Here is a 15,772-nt window from a genome sequence, read left to right on the forward strand (position 1 = left end):
GCCCGTTTTTATTGCGCTGCCTCTTCCACGCTGATGCAGGAACAGATGAGGTTGCGGTCTCCATAAACATTGTCCACCCGGCCCACGGGTGGCCAGTATTTATCCTCCTTCACCCAGGGCAGGGGGAAGGCAGCCACCTCACGGGTATAGGCATGGGGCCATTCACTTTTCAATACGAAGGCTGCTGTGTGAGGTGCTGCTTTGAGAGTGTTATCCGTCGGATGATAGAGGCCTTTTTCTACTCCGTCGATTTCACCATAGATGCATTGCATCGCGCTGCAAAAGCGATCCAGCTCCGCCTGACTCTCGCTCTCCGTTGGCTCGATCATCAAGGTACCACCCACAGGCCAGCTCATGGTCGGGGCATGATATCCAAAGTCCATCAGCCGTTTGGCCACGTCCTCCACAGTCACTTTGTGGAAGTGGCGGAAATCGAGAATGCATTCATGCGCCACCAGCCCTTTGGCCCCTTTATAGAGGGTCGGAAAACAGGCAGCGAGTTTTTTAGCCACATAGTTAGCATTCAGGATGGCATGTTTCGTCGCCTCCGTGAGCTTCGGTCCCATCATGGCGATGTACATCCAGGAAATGGTACAGATGCTGGCACTGCCCCATGGTGCGGAGCAGACGGCTCCTTCACGTTGCTGTTCCCAGGTCAGATGTCCTGGCAGATACGGCTTCAAATGCGCTGCCACACAGATAGGCCCAACGCCTGGGCCACCGCCACCATGAGGAATGCAGAAGGTTTTGTGCAAATTTAGATGGCAGACATCCGCACCAATTTTTCCCGGAGAGGTCAGCCCCACCTGTGCATTCATATTGGCCCCGTCCATATAAACCTGCCCGCCATGTGCATGCACCATCTGGCAGATATCCACGATGCTCTCCTCAAACACCCCGTGGGTGGAAGGATACGTCACCATCAGGGCAGCCACTTTGTCTTTGTGGGCTTCCAGTTTCACTTTCAGGTCATCCAATGAGATGTTGCCCTGGTCATCGCAGACCACGGCCACTACCTTGAAGGCACACATCACCGCGCTCGCAGGATTGGTGCCGTGGGCGCTGGTGGGGATGAGGCACACATCGCGATGTGCTTCTCCCTGAGCTTCGTGGAATCTTTTGATGGCCAGCAGGCCGGCGTATTCTCCCTGGGAGCCTGCATTGGGTTGCAGGGACGTCGCATCGAAACCGGTGCACTCCGCCAGCCAGTTTTCCAGCTCGGTGAACATGGCGCGATACCCCTCGCTCTGTTCCTGCGGGGCGAAGGGGTGCAGTCCTGCCACCTCCGGCCAGCTCAGCGGCATCATCTCCGCCGCTGCATTCAGCTTCATGGTGCACGAGCCCAGTGGGATCATGCTTCGGTTCAGAGCAATGTCCTTGCTCTCCAGGCGGTGCAGGTAGCGCATCATCTCCGTCTCGGAGTGATAGCGGTTGAAGACCGGATGGGTGAGAAAAGCCGACTGCCTGTGGAAGACGCCCGAGCAGTTCAGCCCAGCCGCAACATCGAAGTACACTGGATGCTGGGCCTTGCTCACGCCCAAGGCTTTAAGGATGGCATGCAGGTCCTCTTCGCGCACCCGTTCATCAAGGGCTACGCCCACATGATGCCCGTCGATTTTCCGTAGATTGACACCAAAAAGCAGACCGGTTTTGAGCACCTCATCCGCGCTGTGGACCTTCACCGTCAGGGTATCGAAAAAGTCATCACTGGCGATTTCTAACCGCGCCAGCATCAGCTCGCGGGCCAGCCAGACCGCTGCGGCATGGGTGCGGAGGGCGATTTTTTTCAGGCCTTCTGGACCATGATAAACCGCATACATGGAGGCCATCACGGCCAGCAGCACTTGGGCTGTGCAAATGTTGCTCGTCGCCTTTTCACGGCGGATATGCTGCTCCCGTGTCTGGAGGGAAAGCCGGTATGCAGGGTTGCCTGCTGTATCCTTGGACACTCCGATGAGACGTCCTGGCATCCTTCTCTTCAGCCCATCCTTCACCGCCATGAATGCGGCATGCGGACCGCCGAAACCCAGTGGCACACCGAAGCGCTGGCTGTTGCCCACGCAGATGTCCGCGCCGAATTCCCCCGGAGGCCGTAGCGCGGTGAGGGCCAGCAGATCCGCTGAAACCACAAACAGAGCACCTACCTCATGCACCTGTTTCGCCAGGGCTTCAAAATCATGAATGACCCCCTGTGTATCCGGATACTGCACCAGCACGGCCGCCAGCCCCTTGCTGCCATCATGCTCCCAGGCTGCCACATTGGCCACTTCCACCTCAATGCCTAGAGCCTGCATCCGTGTGCGCACCACCTCAATATTATGCGGATGGCATTGATCCGAAACCAGCACCCGCTTAGCTCCCGCCATGTGGGCTGCGGCTAGCGTCAGCGCCTCCGCGCAGGCCGTGCCTTCATCCAGCAACGAAGCCCCGGAAACATCCAGCCCGGTCAGGTCTGTGACCATCGTCTGAAAATTGATCAGCGCCTCCAGCCGGCCTTGACTGATCTCCGGCTGATAGGGTGTGTAAGCGGTATACCAGCCTGGGTTTTCTAAAATGTTCCGCTGGATCACCGGCGGGGTAAAGGTGTCGTGATAACCCAGCCCGATGAAGGAACGCACAATCTTATTGCGACCCATGAGCTGTTTTAGCCGACGCAGCGCATCCTCCTCACCCAGAGCCTCCGGCAGATTCAGCTCTGTCCGCTGGCGGATGGCCTCAGGCACCACCTGGTCCACCAGGGCATCCAGAGAATCATAACCGAGCGTTTCCAACATGGCCGCCGTTTCAGCAGCCGAGGGTCCAATGTGACGGGAAGAGAAGGACGTAGGCATTCGCAACGGCAGTGGAGCCAGGATTTCCCCGGATGCAATCAGTGCTTCCCCTCAAGCAGGAGATTTCAGCGCATAAAGATCCGCCAGCGTATGAATATGCACCTCATCTGCAGCCGCCTTGCTGCGGGTCTTCACTGAGCGCACAAATAAGCGCCGCCCGATGGTGGCGTTGCGTTTATTTGGATAAAGGGCCACTTTACCCTCTAGCTCTGCCGTCAGCGCCGTCATGCTGCCTGCCTCTCCCCACTTGCATTCCCCCAGGTCGGTCCAGCCGTCCTCTCGTACCCCGACCACATCCACCTGCACATCCTTGTGCCAGTATTCCCCGCATTGGAAGGCTGCGCGCACGCCTTCTGCCTTGTAAATCAGCGGCAGACTTTCCCGGCACAGCCGCTCGAAGCAGCGTCCATAATAGGCCTCGATTTCCGGCTTGATGATCTCCGCATAACCCCGTTGCGGTCCCAGCATGCGCAGTACGCTCTGGTGCGGGAAAATGAAGCGGAACCAGAATTTCAAAAATGGATCATCCAGCGCATAGCGGACGGAGCGGACACTCGGCTTGCTTTCCGTCAGCGGGTACCGCCGCTGCACATAGCCCAGGTCCACCAGGGTGCTGAGGTGGTAGTTCAACCCGCGCACATCAATCCCTGTTGTGCTCGAAAGCTGCACTGGGGCCGTCTTTCCCTGCGCCAAGGCCATCAGCACTGCATGATAAGGCATGAGATCCCGCAGCTCCTCCCGCAGCAGAAATTCCGGCTCCCGTGACAGGGCCGAAAGATCATCCAGAATCTTTGCCATGATGTTTTGCTCCACCGACTGCCGTTCATCAAAATTCAGCAGATACATCGGGATGCCACCGCAGATGGCATAAACTCGCGCATGATCGGGGTCCGAATACCGGGGGTGAAACTCCGCTGCCTCCAGGTAATCAAAAGGCCTCAAGAGGATCTGTGCTGTACGCCTGCCAAACAGAGGGCTCTTTTTTCCCAGTACCTCTCGTTCCATGAAACCAAGGTATGATCCACAGAGGATCAGCATCACTTTTCCTGATTTGGACCAGTCCCGGTCCCACAGCGCCTGAATCACAGAAGGCAGCTCTGGGGCAGCCTCAGCCATCCATTGAAATTCATCCAGCGTCAGTACCAGTTTGGTTTTTCCCGTCCACCTTTTCACCACCAGTTCAAGTGCCTCGCGCCATCCATTCACCCGTGCCTGTGCCAGCAGTGGCTCTTTTAATGAACGTGCGGCGATCTCTAAAAACTCGCTGATCTGGCTCTCTCCCGGTGCCCGCTTCCCCACAAAGTAGATGCCCGTCTTTTTCTCCATGAAGTGGACGATCATCTCGCTCTTCCCCACGCGCCTGCGTCCATAGACGGGGATGAACGCGGCCGCCGGTCCGCGCCAGGCGGCCTCCAGCGCCCCAAGTTCCCGCTTTCTCCCTCGAAAGTTCATCATGACAGAGTTTACTTTATCAAAGTGTATTTTGTCAAAACGTGTTTTGATGATGAGGAGTGTATTGCATTGTATTTTGGTTGCGGCGCTGATTTTAAAAAACCTGCTGTTAGGCTAATGCGAATCCCGAAGGAATATCTCGAAGGGCGGAAAAGCCGGAGTGTGTAGGCGATGTCAGACGTCAATTTCCTGATCACAACCAGTTTTCATCTTCCGCTTTATCAAAACGTATTTCATCAAAGTATATTTTGATGATTTGAAATCAGATGGTTTTATCTGTTTCGTTTGACCCGGGTTTTCTTGCTCGCCTGGACGATGGAGAGCCGTGGGTAGTGGTATGTTACCCAGGTAGGGGCTGACATGCCCCGGCATCTAGAAGAGGACGCGGGAATGGAGCCCAAAGTTTTGCTTTGGCTCCAGGAGGATCGCCTGACTGTTCAGGCAGGGTTTATCGGGTGCAGGCACTCAAGCCTCCGCGAAGGCTCCTTATTTGGCCTTTGGCATCGCCTGGATGAGGAGATTGAAAAACTCGTTTTCATCGGCGGTCATGCCATCGCGCTCAAGCAGGGCTTTGACCACACCCAATACCTCGGCCTGGACGGTCTTGGTGGTGAATACGGCGGAGCGTTCTGTCAGGTAATCCATCACACCGTCATCGTCTTCGGCCACTTCGCGGGCGCGGGCGAAGGATTCTTCAATGAAGAGGCTTTTCGGGTATTCAGACTTCCAGCCTTTCGAGACGAAGGCAGACTGGATCAGGTCTTCTTCCACCAGGGAGATATGCGCGTCGGCATAGATCGAGAGGGAAAGGAGGTCAAACAGGGCTTCGCGCTGGGGTTGTGTCATGGGTGTATATCCTGGCAACAGGCGGCTCAAGATCAAGCCGCTTGATGCCAGGAGGGTGATTTTATGGTTTATGCGGAACGGTTCACGGCGCTAGTGACGGCCTTGATAGAAGCCAATTCGATGTTGGTATCCACCCCGGCACCCCAGACAGTTTTGCCATCAGGCAGTTTGATCTGGATGTAAGCCAGGGCGCTGGCCTCGGAGCCGGAGCTGAGGCTTTGCTCACGGAAATTGGCTATCTCAAAGATAGGAGCCCCGCCATCGAGGATCAGGCCCTGGACAAAAGCGGCGATGGGGCCGTTGCCTGTGCCTGTGACGGCGATCTCCTGGCCCTCTTTGATCATGCTGCTGCGGCAGGTGAAGACACCATCCACACCATCCGCGTGGAAGTGGTGCAGAGCGTAAGGAGTTTCACGCTCAATGTATTCGTTCCAGAACATGTTGCGCAGTTCCGTGGCGGTGACCTCACGACCCAGGGTATCCACCAAATCGTTGGCGATGGGGCCGAATTCGCGCTGCATGTCCTTGGGCAGCTCAATGCCGAATTCGCTCTCCAGCAGGTAAGCCACGCCGCCTTTGCCGCTCTGGCTGTTCACGCGGATGACCTCACGGTATTCCCGGCCGATGTCATTGGGGTCAATGGTCAGGTAGGGGACATCCCAGATGGATTTGTGCTCATCGTATCCGGTCAGGCCTTTCTTGATGGCATCCTGATGGCTGCCGCTGAAGGCGGTGAAGACCAACTCGCCCGCATACGGCTGGCGTGGTGGGACGGTCATGCCGGTAGTGCGCTCATACATATGGATGAGGCCGCTCATGTCGCTGAAATCCAGGCCGGGGGCGATGCCGTGCATGTAGAGGTTCATGGCCACCTGGACGATGTCCAGATTTCCCGTGCGCTCACCATTGCCGAAGAGGGTGCCTTCCACGCGGTCAGCCCCGGCCAGCAGGCCCAGCTCCGTGGCAGCGGTGCCAGTGCCACGGTCATTGTGGGTGTGCAGGCTGATGATCAGGCTCTCGCGGTTTTTGATATTTGTGCAGATCCATTCGATCTGGTCCGCATACACATTGGGCATGGCGACTTCGACGGTATCCGGCAGGTTAAGGATCATCCTCTTCTGCGGGGTGGGCTGCCAGACGTCCATGACGGCCTCGCTGATCTCTTTGGCGAATTCGACCTCCGTGGCGCTGAAGCTTTCCGGGGAATACTGCAGGGTGACTTGGGTTCCGGTTTCCTCCAGGCGATGCAGGCGGTCCTTGATCATCTGCGCGCCTTTGACGGCGATGGCAATGATCTCTTCCTTCGTTTTGCCAAACACATACTTACGCTGTGCTGGCGAAGTGGAGTTATACATGTGGATGACCACCTTTTTGGCCCCCATCAGGGATTCCACCGTCTTCTCGATCAAGTCTTCGCGAGCCTGCACCAGGCATTGGATGGTGACATCCTCCGGGATACGGTTTTCTTCGATCAGACGCCGGTTGAAAGCGAATTCGGTGTTGGAGGCGGAAGGGAAACCTACCTCGATTTCCTTAAACCCGCACTTCACCAGCGCATCGAACATTTCCAGTTTTTGGGAGACATTCATGGGCACAGCCAGGGCCTGATTGCCATCGCGAAGGTCCACGCTGCACCACAGAGGGGCCTGGGAAAGGTGGCGTGTGGGCCATTGACGGTTGGGCAGGGAGATCAGCGGAAACGGCTGATATTTGGAGGACGGATTCTTCAACATGACGGGACGGAATAAGAAAGCTTTAACAAGATTGGCATGTTTTGCAGGAAGGATTTTCCTGAAAATACCGGGTGAGGGATGCCGTGACGTGACGGCAAAGCATGGCGAGGAAACACGGGCCGCCTACCCTAGCGTAAGTCGCAGGGGGAGCAAAAGAAGGGCCTGAGCCGGAAGGGTCACAGCACCAATTAGTCATGGTACGGAGGAAAAGCACGCGTTTTTTTAGAAAGTGAAAATCTGAGAGGCGTATCTTGCCAAACGTCGGGTTCTGCCTAACATAGCATTGCTGCATGCAGCACGGAAGGGTGGCTGAGTGGTCTAAAGTACCTGACTCGAAATCAGACGTGGGGGCAACTTCACCGTGGGTTCGAATCCCACCCCTTCCGCCACTTTCTGAGAGATGAACCAGAAAGTACACTTTCAGACCCGCGTTTCCCCGCAAACACGCGGCGTCGTGGCTCTCTCAGATTGAGGTGATGGAGGGAAAACCACCTCCTGTTTCCCAATTCCCTCTCGCGTCTCTCAAACTGATTCAGGTCGTTGTACACTTTCCGGATTTCTGGAATTCTGAGAGGCTTTTTCGAATGGCACCTGCTCAGGCAGGTTTCTCATTTTCGAACCCGAGGTCACTCAGTTGTTGTTTCCAGTCGAGTGAGCGGGGCACCAGGAGGTCCTGCACCTGGAGATGGGCTGGCTGCGTGCCCTGGAAAATCGATCGTTTGATCGCTGGGGCGAGATAGGCGGCGTTCAGAAGCCGCCGCACATAAGCAGGTTTGATCCCATGTCGCTCGGTGATGTCCTGGAGCGATTTGTCTGGGTGTGTGATGAGTTCGGCTCGCCAAAACTCGGCCTGGGCGATGGTCTGGATCAAGGCTGGATTGGGTGCCGTTTCCCGTGTGGTGATGGCCTTGTCAGTCTCGCCGTCAATGATCTCGCATTTTCCACGCTGGGGCTTGAAGGACACGGATGCTGTGAGGATCACTTTATTTCCCTCCTGCGTCACTTTGGTAGGAATCGGAACAGGCAGTGTGTTTAGCTCGGCAACATTCGAGGGAGGGGCTGCGGCCAGTTTTGACAGGTGGTCAGCGGTGATGTGGATGGTCAGGGATTCTGGGCCGACGATGATCTTGGGGGCAAGTGCTTCGAGCCATTTGGCATATTCAACAGGTGTGGTGAGTCCGGCGAGATGTCGCGCTTGCATGGAGAACCGATGCCGGATCTCTTCAGCAGTGAGGTCAGCTGGTACAGCCAAGTCAGTGAGTCCTGGCAGCGCATGGAAAAGCATGCGGCGAACCACTTCCTCCAGTAGCGTGGCATTCAGCGTCTTGAGGGGAGAAGAATCATAGCCCTGGCGGATGGCTTGCTGCGACACGTAGTAGCGATAGCGTTTGCGTGTCTTGGTGCCACCGGCGGCTTTTTCACTTTTGTTGGTGTAGGTCGGAGTCAGGGCCTGCCCGTCCAGGCCGACGAGGAACCCTTTCAGCGGATGAATGAGGCGGCTTTTGGCGATTGAGATTTCATTGCGATGACCGCTGATCTTTCGGTAGTCTGGCTGATGCTCTCGCAGCTTGGCCTGGACGGCGGCCCAGACTTCGGTGGAGATGATAGATTCATGCTCACCTGGATATTCCTGGCCTTTATGCCGGATCAGCCCCCGATACACGGGATTGGAAATCACCCGGTGCAGCTCTTTAGCCACCCAGGCTTTGGATTGCTGAACCCTGCCATTGCGGCTGACGAATGATTTGGTGGCCAGATTCTGTCGGTTCAGTTCAAGCACCGCCTCAATCAACCCGGTGCTCTCACGATACACCTGAAAGCACTTCCTGACGGTTTCAGCTTCTGCCGGATTGATGACCAGTTTGCGATCCCGGACATCGTATCCAAGGGGAGGCACGCCGCCCATCCACATGCCCTTCTGTTTGGAAAGCGCGATCTTGTCGCGAATGCGTTCGCCGGTGACCTCACGCTCAAACTGGGCAAAGGAAAGCAGCACATTGAGGGTCAGTCTGCCCATGCTGCTGGAGGTGTTGAACTGCTGGGTGACGGAGACAAAAGAGACTCCGTGTTCGTCGAAGTGCTTCATGAGCTGGGCGAAGTCAGCTAGCGAACGTGAAAGGCGGTCCACCTTGTAAACCACCACGACATCAATCTTTCTTGATCGGATATCAGCCATGAGTTTCTGAAGGCCCGGTCGGTCCATGTGGCCCCCTGAAATCCCGCCGTCGTCGTAGTTTTCGTTCAGCGCTTTCCAACCCTCATGCTTCTGGGAGCGGATGAAAGCCGAGGCAGCGTCCCGTTGGGCATCCAGAGAGTTGTATTCCTGCTCCAGCCCTTCTTCAGAACTCTTTCGTGTGTAAATGGCGCAGCGTTTGATTGATTCAGCCATGATGGTTCTCCTTCAGTCCGAAAAACAAAGGTCCTGAAAGATGCTGGCCGGTGATCTTCCGGGCCAGCGCACTCAGGGATTTATAGGTCTCGCCTTCGCAGGCAAACTGACGTGGGCCGGTCACCTGGACCGTGATACGTTTGCCCTCCCAGTCGCGGGTGAGCACCGAGCCTGTTTCCAGCGTGATCTTGGGAGCGGCTTTGAGTTCAGGAGCAGCGGTTTTCTGGTTTTGCAGTGACTTTTCAAACTCGGTCATATGGCGGCGCAATGACACGGTGGTATTTTTGTCGAGCCGCCCAAGCTCCGCCTCCTGCATGCGGTAGGCCAGTTCCCGAAGGAGACGGTCCGTGCGTGCAGGAGGCGGCTGCCTTCCTGGCAGCTTCCGCCACAAGTACAGCAGTTCCTCTTTGGTTAATTTTTGAAGTTCCTCAATGGATTGCATTTCCCGCGACACACGCTCTACCAAGGCCTAACATCAAGTCATACAGAGAGGTTCGAAGCTAATTGAGACCGCAGGTTCTCCAGATGCCTTGAGGTGACCCAAGTGGGATCAAAAGCACCAATAGCTTTCCATTTCACACCATCCTCTTCGGGCAGGTCAATTTCACCCGTTTTAGGCGGCGAATACTCTCCCTGAAGATATTGAAATGAAAACGTTTCTCCACCCATTGCCTCCAAATGTCCCTGAATGTCCGTCCATTCTTCATGCGAATCTTGCAAAAGTTCACCTGGCTTCTGAATGTAGTGGACGTCTGGAGGGATATCCCAGGTCCAATCATTCAACGCAACCACTGGAATCGCGAATCTGGTCCAACCGCCCAGCTTCTGATGGAGGAACGAACTCAAGTCATCTTTTCCAAGCCGACGTGTGTTCAATATCATCATGCCTTCCTTCTGATTTTTTAACAGTCGGCCGATCTCGGCAAAATTTTCCAGCTTGAACCGGTCAAGGCTGTTCATGCTCTGCGGGTTGTCCATGATTACGATGTCACACTTTTTACGTTGGGAGGTATAACCGATGCCTGCATGCCGAATGCCTCCGCCATAATTGAGTTCGAGTGTCCGTGAACACTTTGTTATTTTAGTTCGCGGGAAAATCGCACGATATCGTTGGGAACTCATCAGTTCAGCGCACCGTTCCTGAATTTCAAATGCGGATCCTGGATCCTCTGACATGATCAGTACTGATTTTCTCGGATCCCGGCCTAGCACCCAGGCGGGAAACGATACCGAACAAATGTGGGTTTTCAGATATCCGGGAGGCAGATTGAAAATCAGCCGGTTCATGCCGTGAGTTGGCTCATGATAAATCAACTGAAGGATCTCGGCCATCAGATCGATATGCCAGTTCCGCAGAAAGAATTCACCGGGATGCAGCTCTCGAAAGGCGAAGTCAATGAAGCTCCTGAACCGCATTCGGTAAATGAACTGCGCGTCGGTCATGATGCCGCTCCTCGTTTTGCTACGACACGTTGAACCTCAATGTAGGCAATCTTGTCGTCCATGGTTTCCTCGAAATCCTCGAGCTCCACCTCTTCATCCTGAACCAAGGAAAGAAGCGTGTTTCGAGCACTGGCCTTCCCTTTGATGGCATCGTTCACTATGGAAAGAAAGAGGGCTTTGCGTTTGGTGATGGCATTGCCATTCACTGTGATCTTTTCGTCCAGGAGTTCATTCAGAAGCTCGGAGTTCGTTTGTTTCTTCTTAGGTCTGCCTTGAAGATTGCCAGACTGGCCCTTTTTAAACTGAAACTGCTTGGGAGGCTTTCCGTATCCCACCTCTTCTTCAGCCTCGATATGTTTTTTCCGTTTCATGGTATCAACGAGAAGCCTTGTTTTTGTAGGTCATGCCAGATTCAGCGTGGATTGCATCCTTGCCCGTCCACTCCTGCCAACGTGTGATGGCCACATCGACATAGCGCGGGGACAGCTCGATCCCGTGGCATATACGTCCGGTCTTCTCCGCGGCGATAAGAGTGCTGCCACTGCCGAGGAACGGGTCCAAAACGATCTCGCCACGTTTGGAACAATCCTTGAATGCATCTTCGATCATGGCCACTGGCTTGATGGTTGGATGAAGATTGAGCGCTTCTTTTCCGCCTTTGTCTCCGTCCGATTCCTTCAGGTGCATGACGGAAGGGTAATTCCACACATTGGTGCGATGCCGTCCATGCTGGCCTAACTCGAAGTGGTTCTGATGTTTTCCCTTACCGCTCTTGAACACGAAAACAAGCTCGTGCTGGCTTCTGTAGAAGGTTCCCATTCCTCCGGAGTTCTTGTTCCATACGCATAGGTTCTTCCATTCCGAATAGACATTCTTGCCTGCCGAAATCAGCTCTGGAGCATGACGCCAGTCCATGCAGATGTAATGTATGGATCCGCTCTTTGAAAACTTGGCCAAGTGGTCAAAGACCGTTTCTAGAAACTCTTGAAATTGAGTGGAGGTCATTTCTCCTGCTCCCATGGCAAAGTCTCCGTGGCTTGCCTCACAAGTCTTGCCAATATCCTTGGCGGGCAAGTTATAAGGGGGATCGGTAAATATGATTGACGCTCTGTTTTTCCCTGGAAGGAGCGTCTTGTATGAGCCGTATTCAAGGCTGTCGCCGCACAAGATACGATGCACACCCAGATGCCAAAGGTCGCCAGTTTGAACAATGGCTGGAAGCGAGTCAGCCGCTGGCACGGGTGGCTCTTCTGAGGATGATTCATCTTCCAGAGCGAGGAGGTTTTCGATTTCACCATAGGCGAAGCCGGTGACTTCGAGGTCAAAGTCTAGATCGAGATCGGAAAGAATTTTGAAGTTCTCTGCCAGGAGAACGTTGTTCCATTCCCCGTTTTCGGTCAGCCTGTTATCGGCGATCATGAATGCATGGATTTTTGCATCGTCGAGATCGTCTGCACGGATGGTTGGCACTTGGTCTATGCCAAGTAATTTGCAGGCGGCTACACGGCCATGACCGCAGATCAACCGGTTGTTTCCATCAATGAGGACAGGCACTTTAAATCCAAAGGTTTGGATGCTGTCGGCGATCTGACGGATCTGCTTTTTGCTGTGTTTACGGGCATTGTGCTGATGAGCGACCAGCGTGGATACGGCAATGGATTCAATTGAAGGAAGTGTGTTCATGAAAGGCGGTGTTGACATGCGGGCATGGATTGCCCGGTTAGATTTGTGCGCCCTGAATTCGGGCAAGCAGAACCATCACGGTTTTAGAGCCGCGATTTGACAGTAGTCAGGTTCAATAAGAGGTCTTTGAGACCTTTCCTGCCTTCACACTCCGAGCACCGCTCGGTGTAGGGGCACCGCCCCTCCATGTGACGTTCTGAAGGCACCGCCTTCAGGATTTTGGAAACATCGTTATTTGAAATCTGAGGCACTTTATCAGATGCGGGCTTTCACCCACACACAATTTCAGTGACATAACCATCGAAGCATCGTGAAGTTAATCGTGCAAGCAATTTTCGTTCTGAAGACCATTTTTTTGGTGCTGACCAGCTCTATGCCAAACCAATTGTGTATCGCTGCCTGGCCACGCCGTATTGCATGGTTTCAGCGATATTAATATCCTGCTTCACGCAGCAAATCAGACGCCCTTAATTCGAGCGCGAGGGCGATCCGCTCAACGGTTTCAATGTTGGGAGACCGCTCCCCTCTTTCCAGAAATCCAACATATGTTCGGTGATGGCCGGTTAATGCCGCGAAGTCCTCCTGAGATAGTCCCCTCTCTTCACGCAGCCGCCTCACCACGCGTCCAAGGCTGCGGGCGATTTCACGCGAGTTTTCTGATAAGGAGGCCAAGCGCCATTTAATAGCGTGCTGCTACCTTTTGCTCGACATACAGAAAGTAGCGACAAATGTGCTATTGCCTCCGTGGCCACTCACCCATGAAATTCATTCTTCCCTGCCTCCTCGCTTCCTTGATCACCATTTGCATTCTGACTGGGTGCCAGTCGGTGAATTCCGCCATGACTCCAGGCGTTCGTGTGACGACGGATGATTTTGATGGCTCCAAAGTCATCAGGCAAGACCCGGTGAGTTCCTCCGCAAGCATGACGGAGGAGTGGCACACCCTCGGGTTCAGTTGGAATGCCGCGACTCCTAACAAGGTTTATCTCACGGTTGGCGTCTATGGCACTCAGAACATCTTTGGCCTTGCCTTCAATACTGGTGGCCGGACGATTACCGCAGACACAGCCAGTCTGACAACGGAATATGGCCCTTGGTCAACCCGTCGTTTTGCAGTGGACTATAACGACTTCGAAAGCCTTGCGACCGCTCCAATGGTGAAGATGAAAGTTTCTGGCGCTAACACCTATGGAGTTTCATCCTTTGGAACTTCAACTAACGCGTTGGTAGGAAAGAAGTTTCCAGCATTTCTTCAGCAGGTGCGGACAGCAAAAGGCAGCCAATGAAAGATTGCAAGCTGGCTTTATCGCTGCCGGTTTAGCATGTCTCTTGTGGGAGACGTTTACAGATCCATGCTCTACAGCCTCTGCTTTCGCCCTTCGGTCGCGGTAGAGGTACGGGGCAACCCGTGTCCCTACCGCGACCGATCAAAAAAACGCCGGTTGGACCTTGGCTTGAGGTAGATCGACGCCGCTCGAATGATCGGAATCTCGCCCTGCGTTCTTGAGCTTTGGGAACGGGAACGCCGCTCACCATGCGGAACCGATTGGCAACTGGTCATCAAATTTTTGGGCCATGACCCGAGACCAGCTCCAGAAACTCTCGGCGCTTGGCTCATCTGGTTTCGGAACCTCATCGGATCCGATCAGCGCAGGTTCGCAGAGTCGCTGCAAGTCGATGTCCGAACACTGCGAAAATGGGAACTCGGTCGCACGTTCATTCCAAGCAACTACCTTGAAAAAATGACCAGGCTTGCGAAAGAAAACGCGATTCAATTAATGGATTTGCAGCCATGACTTCTAGCACATCGCTTCTCACGGTACAGCCTTGGTCCTGGTTCAGGCTGAGCCACTACGCAGCTTTCACGTCAAAAATATTTCACTCTCACTCAACCGCACGCACTCGTAATCGCCGCAGGGAAAAAAGTTCGTTATCGCATTCGGTGAAGCGACGGGCTCCGTCTTTGCGCTTCGGTCCAAAAAGTTCACGGTTTTCCTGGAACACGCTCTCGACGAATTCCTTGCTACCTAAAACGAGGCCGTCGCTGAAGTAGCGCACGCGCAGGCGGATGAGTTCGGCAGGACTTAGCTTGCCTTTCTCGGCCAGCACTTGACGGGCTTTTTGGATGCTGATTCCGGGCCGGGTGATGTTCTCATTTTGGGCATCGCGCACTTCGTTTCCGCTCGCAAACAGCAGGCTGCGATAGGCCTCCGCTGCATCATGGGAATTCCATCCGTCCATCGGCTTGGCGACAGCTTTGCATAGGCCGCGCTGTGCTCTTCGGCTGCCGCTGATGGCCTCAGCATAACCGCACCAGCGGTAGTCTTTGGGATCATCGACTAGCTTGGCGCGGACGGGGTTCAGGTCGATGTAGGCGGCCATCGTCCGCAGTGCTTCGCCACCGCTTTCGACCATGACGCTTTTGAATCGGTCCATCCACAAGGTGCCTCTTCGGCCCCGGCGTTTGTTGAACCAGCGGCTGAAGCGTTCTTTGACTTCCTTGACGAAAATGGACAGGTCGCAAAACCGCTTCTTGATGGCCTCAAGCTTCTCCTGGACCCGCGTTTCCAGGCCCATCCGGCGAAGCTCCGTCAGGTCCTGACGCAGGAGTCCAACATAGGTTTTAATGTAGAGAATGGCCAGATGCTCCAAAAGCTTTTCCTCCCCTTCCGGACCGGAAAACCGCTCCAGTCACGCCTCCCTCTTTGGCACCTCCACGAGCAGGTGGAAGTGATTCCCCATGAGGCAGTATGTGACCAACTTTACCCCGCAAAAGTCCGACAGCCGCCACATCAGGCGCTTGAGAGCCTCCTTCTCCACATCATCAAAAAAGACCTCGCCACCGCAGGTGCGCGACATGACGTGGTAGCAATAACTCTCCATCGGTCCCCTGCCTACGACTCGCTTACGTCCGCCTGACCAGGATCGCGCGGCAGGATAAGGGGCGGTCTTCGCATTGATGCCGACAAGCTGGGTTTCGAGTTCGTCGCGTTGCGGATCAGGGGTTTGAGTCGCTTTCATGCGTTGGAATTGGGTCGGGTATCAAGCACTGTATGCCTGGCATCTTTTTTTCATGCCAGGCATCTTTTTCTTTTTTTATTCCTACTTGTCCTCCAAAACTGTAAATCGTCCCAGCACAGCAGCTTTTAGATTGAGCCATGCCGCAAATTCAACACTTAAATCAATTGAATTTCCCACGGCCAAACATGTATGGCCGGGTTCTACCATAATATCAAAGTGATCTATATTATTACCTTCTTGGGGTGGATAAACGGTTAGATCATGATTCCCCAAGACAGCCAAATAAGCTTCACACTCGTCGAAATGGTCAACCTTATCAAGATTCACACCAATTGTTTGTGACAAGCAGCAAGCTACCTCATCTGCAGGTCGAT

General features: G+C 54.4%; 14 protein-coding genes and 1 tRNA gene. 2 read left to right on the forward strand and 13 right to left on the reverse strand.

The genetic code is table 11. From position 1 onward, the window contains the following. Positions 1-8: 8 nt before the first annotated feature. From gcvP to leuA, 4 genes are all read right to left on the reverse strand, one after another. Positions 9-2,831 (reverse strand): aminomethyl-transferring glycine dehydrogenase, encoded by a 2,823-nt coding sequence (gcvP, locus tag EI77_RS10900; RefSeq protein WP_133795296.1) that lies wholly within the window; start codon positions 2,829-2,831, stop codon positions 9-11. A gap of 51 nt (positions 2,832-2,882) precedes the next feature. After that, entirely contained in the window at positions 2,883-4,286 is a 1,404-nt protein-coding gene (locus EI77_RS10905) for an ATP-binding protein (RefSeq protein WP_133795297.1), read from the reverse strand. A gap of 483 nt (positions 4,287-4,769) precedes the next feature. After that, positions 4,770-5,129 carry a hypothetical protein gene (locus EI77_RS10910; protein WP_133795298.1) on the reverse strand — a complete coding sequence of 120 codons (360 nt, stop codon included), beginning with the start codon at positions 5,127-5,129 and terminating at the stop codon, positions 4,770-4,772. A gap of 68 nt (positions 5,130-5,197) precedes the next feature. Then, complete coding sequence (gene leuA, locus EI77_RS10915; protein WP_133795299.1) at positions 5,198-6,862, reverse strand: 2-isopropylmalate synthase; 1,665 nt, start codon at positions 6,860-6,862, stop codon at positions 5,198-5,200. Positions 6,863-7,161: 299 nt separating this feature from the next. Between leuA and EI77_RS10920 the strand changes: the two genes are divergently transcribed. Beyond that, a tRNA-Ser gene (locus EI77_RS10920) sits at positions 7,162-7,251 on the forward strand. 206 nt (positions 7,252-7,457) lie between these two features. Here EI77_RS10920 and EI77_RS10925 read toward each other — a convergent pair. The 6 genes from EI77_RS10925 to EI77_RS10950 form a co-directional block, all read right to left on the reverse strand. Then, complete coding sequence (locus EI77_RS10925) at positions 7,458-9,251, reverse strand: recombinase family protein (RefSeq protein WP_133795300.1); 1,794 nt, start codon at positions 9,249-9,251, stop codon at positions 7,458-7,460. Further along, entirely contained in the window at positions 9,244-9,693 is a 450-nt protein-coding gene (locus tag EI77_RS10930) for a DUF2924 domain-containing protein (protein WP_133795301.1), read from the reverse strand. The genes EI77_RS10925 and EI77_RS10930 overlap by 8 nt, the downstream gene beginning before the upstream one ends. Before the next feature lie 38 nt (positions 9,694-9,731). Beyond that, on the reverse strand, positions 9,732-10,694 hold the full coding sequence (locus EI77_RS10935) for a hypothetical protein (RefSeq protein WP_133795302.1): 963 nt from the start codon (positions 10,692-10,694) through the stop codon (positions 9,732-9,734). Further along, positions 10,691-11,065 (reverse strand): DUF5681 domain-containing protein, encoded by a 375-nt coding sequence (locus tag EI77_RS10940; RefSeq protein WP_133795303.1) that lies wholly within the window; start codon positions 11,063-11,065, stop codon positions 10,691-10,693. Before EI77_RS10940 ends, EI77_RS10935 begins: the two co-directional genes overlap by 4 nt. A 4-nt stretch (positions 11,066-11,069) precedes the next feature. Continuing rightward, a complete protein-coding gene (locus EI77_RS10945) occupies positions 11,070-12,443 on the reverse strand; it encodes a site-specific DNA-methyltransferase (RefSeq protein WP_208300335.1) in 1,374 nt (457 codons plus the stop codon). A gap of 366 nt (positions 12,444-12,809) precedes the next feature. Continuing rightward, positions 12,810-12,998 carry a helix-turn-helix domain-containing protein gene (locus EI77_RS10950; RefSeq protein WP_341806053.1) on the reverse strand — a complete coding sequence of 63 codons (189 nt, stop codon included), beginning with the start codon at positions 12,996-12,998 and terminating at the stop codon, positions 12,810-12,812. A gap of 137 nt (positions 12,999-13,135) precedes the next feature. On the opposite strand from EI77_RS10950, the gene EI77_RS10955 reads away from it, so the two are divergent. Further along, positions 13,136-13,663 carry a hypothetical protein gene (locus EI77_RS10955; RefSeq protein ID WP_133795304.1) on the forward strand — a complete coding sequence of 176 codons (528 nt, stop codon included), beginning with the start codon at positions 13,136-13,138 and terminating at the stop codon, positions 13,661-13,663. A gap of 598 nt (positions 13,664-14,261) precedes the next feature. Here EI77_RS10955 and EI77_RS10960 read toward each other — a convergent pair. The 3 genes from EI77_RS10960 to EI77_RS10970 all read right to left on the reverse strand — a co-directional run bounded on the left by EI77_RS10960 (position 14,262) and on the right by EI77_RS10970 (position 15,743). Further along, complete coding sequence (locus EI77_RS10960; protein ID WP_133795305.1) at positions 14,262-15,029, reverse strand: hypothetical protein; 768 nt, start codon at positions 15,027-15,029, stop codon at positions 14,262-14,264. 39 nt (positions 15,030-15,068) lie between these two features. Continuing rightward, positions 15,069-15,398 carry a transposase gene (locus tag EI77_RS10965; protein ID WP_133795306.1) on the reverse strand — a complete coding sequence of 110 codons (330 nt, stop codon included), beginning with the start codon at positions 15,396-15,398 and terminating at the stop codon, positions 15,069-15,071. Between the two features lie 81 nt (positions 15,399-15,479). Next, the gene (locus EI77_RS10970) at positions 15,480-15,743 is read right to left on the reverse strand and encodes a hypothetical protein (RefSeq protein ID WP_166647183.1); all 264 of its coding nucleotides are present in this window, start codon (positions 15,741-15,743) and stop codon (positions 15,480-15,482) included. Positions 15,744-15,772 lie beyond the last annotated feature (29 nt).

It is taken from the genome of Prosthecobacter fusiformis (assembly GCF_004364345.1).
Lineage (GTDB): Bacteria > Verrucomicrobiota > Verrucomicrobiia > Verrucomicrobiales > Verrucomicrobiaceae > Prosthecobacter > Prosthecobacter fusiformis.